Genomic DNA, 3,832 nt, shown 5'->3' on the forward strand with positions numbered 1-3,832 from the left:
CGGCAGTAGCCGTAGTTCGCCCAGCCGGCCAGGTCGGAGCGCTTGACGGTCTCCCGGGAGCGGGCGCACTCCACAGGGGTGGAGTCCACGATCCACACATCGTCCAGCCACAGATCGGTGTCGGCCGCCAGCGATCGGATGGCCCGTTTGACCAGGGGCAGAGCGGCTCGCAGGCGCTTGCATTTTCTCTTCCTGTCGATCGCATGTCTTGGGGGGCGGTGTCACCGGCTCCGGAGGCATCGACAGACCGCTGATTAGGGGCATGACCACCGGCTTCGCAGGTCGGGAGGCTCTTCGTAATGTGGATGTGGCGATCGGTGCCGTGGGACGGCCGGGTGTGGACGACCGGAGGATTCACGTGATCGACGCCAGCGACATCGGCGCCTTCCTCGGCCTGGACGTCGGCAAGGGCGAACACCACGCCACCGCCGTCACACCGGCCGGGAAGAAAGCCTTCGACAAGCGGCTGCCCAACAGCGAACCCAGGCTCCGTGAGGTGTTCGGAAAACTCCAGGCCAAGCACGGGACTGTCCTCGTCGTCGTCGATCAGCCGGATCGATCGGCGCTCTGCCGCTGGCGGTGGCCCGGGACATGGGATGCCTAGTCGCCTATCTGCCCGGCCTGACGATGCGACGGATCGCCGATCTCTATCCCGGCGAGGCCAAGACGGATGCCCGCGATGCGTTCGTGATCGCCGACGCGGCCCGCGTCATGCCCCGCACACTCCGCTCGGTCGACCTCGAGGACGAGACCATCGCCGAGCTGGAGATGATCGTCGGCTTCGACGACGACCTGGCCGGCGAAGCAACACGCATCAGCAACCGCCTTCGCGGCCTGCTGACGCAGATCCACCCGTCGCTGGAACGGGTCCTGTGCCCGCGCATCCAGCACCCGGCCGTACTCAGACGCCGTTTCTGATGGCTTGATCGCTCGTTGATTCGTGCATGACGGATCTGATCGAGCGGTTGGTGCCGGACGAGTTGTGGACGCTGTTTCGGCGGGTGGTTCCGCCGACGGAGGTCATACGCCCGCAGGGCGGCGGCCGCCGACGGGCCGGGGACCGCGAATGTTTGGCGGCGATCATCTTCGTGGCCACCTCGGGCTGCACCTGGCGGCAGTTGCCGCCGGTGTTCGGGCCGGCCTGGCCGACGGTCTACCGGCGCTTCGCCCAGTGGAGCCGGGAGCGGGTGTGGGCCAGGCTGCACCGCATCATCCTCGACGAACTCGGTGCTCGGGGTGAGCTGGACTGGTCGCGGTGCGCCATCGACTCCGTCAGCGTCCGGGCGGCAAAAGGGGGCCACTGACCGGACCGAATCCGACCGACCGCGGCAAGCCGGGATCGAAAATCCACTTGATCACCGACCGCAACGGCGTGCCGCTGTCGCTGGGCATCTCCGGCGCCAACACGCACGACAGCCTCGGCCTGCAGCCGCTCGTGCGCGGGATCCCGCCCATCCGCTCCCGCCGCGGACCCCGCCGCCGGGGTCCGGCCAAGCTCCATGCCGACAAGGGCTACGACTACGACGCCGAGTAGCCGGGGGGAATCTCACCCCCCGGCCCTCACAGAACCGTGCGTAACAGTCTCCCGTTACACGGCTCTTGTCGTCCTGATCATCAGACCAGCACGGCACTCTGAGACGGAGAGAGGCGCCAGTGCGCGAACATGCGGGGGTATCGCCGGGCGATCTCCTGCAACTTCGCCAGCGCCTTCCGCTTGGCCGAGAGCCGTTTGTACTTCTTGCGGATCCAGCGCAGCAGGTAGGTGTTGATACGCGTCAGGAAAGGGATCAGCTCCCAGGGCCGGAACCGGCCGTAGTAGTTGACCCAGCCCGCGACCTTGGGATTTACCCTGCGGGCGAGCTCCTGGAAGGTCAGACCGGTACGGGTGTGCAGGTGCCAGCCCCGCACCTCCCGGCTGATCTTCTTCAGGGCGTCCTTGCTGATCGCCGGGTCGAACCCCAGGAAGAGATTCCCGCGCCGACTCCGGTTCTTCCTGGCGCGGAACGTGTACCCGAGGAACGTGAACGCCGTGTGCTCGTAGGAGCGCGGGCGCAGTCCGTCCTTGCAGTAGACGATCCGGGTCTTGCCCGGGTGCAGACGCAGCCCGACCTCGACCATCCTGTCGTTGAGCGCGGCCAGCACCTGACGGGCCTGGCGCTCGGAAACGCAGTGGAGCACCGCGTCATCCGCATACCGCTCGAACCAGACGGACGGGAACACCCGGTCCATCCACATGTCGAACGCGTAGTGCAGGAACAGGTTCGCCAGGACGGGAGACACCGGAGCCCCTTGCGGGGTCCCTCGCTCCCGCTCCAGCAGGGAGCCGTCGGGCATGGCCAGCGGTGCTTCGAGCCACCGCCGGACATACAAGTTCACCCAAACGGCGTCAGTGTGTGCTTCCACCGCCTTGACCAGCAGGTCCCAGGGCACGCTGTCGAAGAACTGGGCGATGTCGAACTCCACCACCCAATTCCGTTTCCAGCAGCGCTCCCGACACTTTCCCACTGCGTCCAAGGCGGACCGTCCCGGCCGGTATCCGTAGCTGTCCGGATGGAAGACAGGCTCCACCCTTTGCATCAGATGCCGGGCCACCACGGTCTGGGCCACGCGGTCGGCGACAGCCGGAATGCCGAGCATTCTCGTGCCGCCGCCGTGTGGCTTGGGAATGGCCACCGCGCGCACCGGGGGCGGAAAGTACGAGCCCGACGACATCCGATTCCAGATCTTATAGAGGTTGCCCTTCAGGTCCTTCTCGAAGTCTTCGATGCTCTGACCGTCCACACCAGGTGCGCCTTTATTCGCCCTGACTTCCTCCCAGGCTTCCTTGATCTCCCACTTCGAAATATCAAACGGCTTGGTCGATGACTTCAACTGGCCCATCGCACTCCTCCCGGACACTGTCCGGTTGATGTGATCAACTCAGTCACGAACGACCCGGCCCCTTTGCTCCGCCCCCGTTACAGGGGCATCAGCGCTCCTACGAGCCGGTCCGCCGGCGCACACTGCCTCGGTACTCGACCCCTCACAGTTGCGTCTGCTCGGGGCACTCCCTCTCGCCACCGCAACGCGGCGGGCAGTATCAGCGCGCGCCTTCTCCTGTTCCGTGCGAAAGCCGCAGACCGGTCTCACGTCGCCTGCATGCCGGACACCGCCTGGCCAATAGATGGGCACCCGCCAGGCTCATCCCGGAGTTCAGGTAACACCCCGGTTTTGATGTCGTCTGTTTTCCTTGCGACACGTCAGCAGCGATTCACTTGCGTTCGTCTTCCCGATCCCCACCTGACGCCTCTTACGACGCCTTTTCCTCATCGCTCACCACGACGGTCTTTAGCCAACGCAGCATGAGGCGGTTTGAAGCCTCCCCCCACAGGGCGACTCCGAAGGGCCAAACCTTCATCTCTCGCACAGCACCACTCTCGGAAGCTGTCCTACAACCAACTCCTTTGCGCGTTCAGGACGCAACACCTGCGGAAATGGCTTCGCGAGCGTCGCATCCGTCACCGCATCGCCCGCAAGGGCATCGAGTCGTCCACGCGGCTCGGCCGACACCGCTGGGTCGTCGAGAGAACGGTCTCCTGGCTGGCCGGATGCCGGAGACTGCACCGCCGCTGCGAGCGAAAGGCCGAACACTTCCTGGCCTTCGTCGGCATCGCCGCAGCCCTCATCAGCTACCGCCGACTCACCAAGTGAAACAGCGTCTAAGACTTCGTCTCATTTGGTGTGCTGGGTAGTGTGCACTGTGTGGTCATGGTCGAGCGCATGGTGCCGGACGAGTTGTGGGAGTTGTTCCAGCGGGTGGTCCCGCCTGCGCCATCGCGGCCGCAGGGCGGCG

General features: G+C 65.6%; 1 protein-coding gene and 4 pseudogenes. 3 read left to right on the forward strand and 2 right to left on the reverse strand.

Annotated features, from left to right (window positions below; all coding sequences use genetic code 11):
* Positions 1-179, reverse strand: a pseudogene (locus tag ACYVMZ_RS39155) (IS982 family transposase); the annotation flags it as partial.
* 179 nt (positions 180-358) lie between these two features.
* Here ACYVMZ_RS39155 and ACYVMZ_RS39160 point away from each other — a divergent pair.
* Positions 359-903, forward strand: a pseudogene (locus ACYVMZ_RS39160) (IS110 family transposase); the annotation flags it as partial.
* A 41-nt stretch (positions 904-944) separates the two neighbouring features.
* Positions 945-1,522: pseudogene (locus ACYVMZ_RS39165) on the forward strand (IS5 family transposase); the annotation flags it as partial.
* A 92-nt stretch (positions 1,523-1,614) separates the two neighbouring features.
* Here the strand turns inward: ACYVMZ_RS39165 and ltrA are convergent.
* On the reverse strand, positions 1,615-2,880 hold the full coding sequence (ltrA, locus tag ACYVMZ_RS39170; protein ID WP_461088065.1) for a group II intron reverse transcriptase/maturase: 1,266 nt from the start codon (positions 2,878-2,880) through the stop codon (positions 1,615-1,617).
* A gap of 498 nt (positions 2,881-3,378) precedes the next feature.
* On the opposite strand from ltrA, the pseudogene ACYVMZ_RS39175 reads away from it, so the two are divergent.
* Positions 3,379-3,690 (forward strand): annotated as a pseudogene (locus ACYVMZ_RS39175) (transposase); the annotation flags it as partial.
* Positions 3,691-3,832 lie beyond the last annotated feature (142 nt).

The sequence above is a fragment of the Streptomyces deserti genome (genome assembly GCF_054782695.1).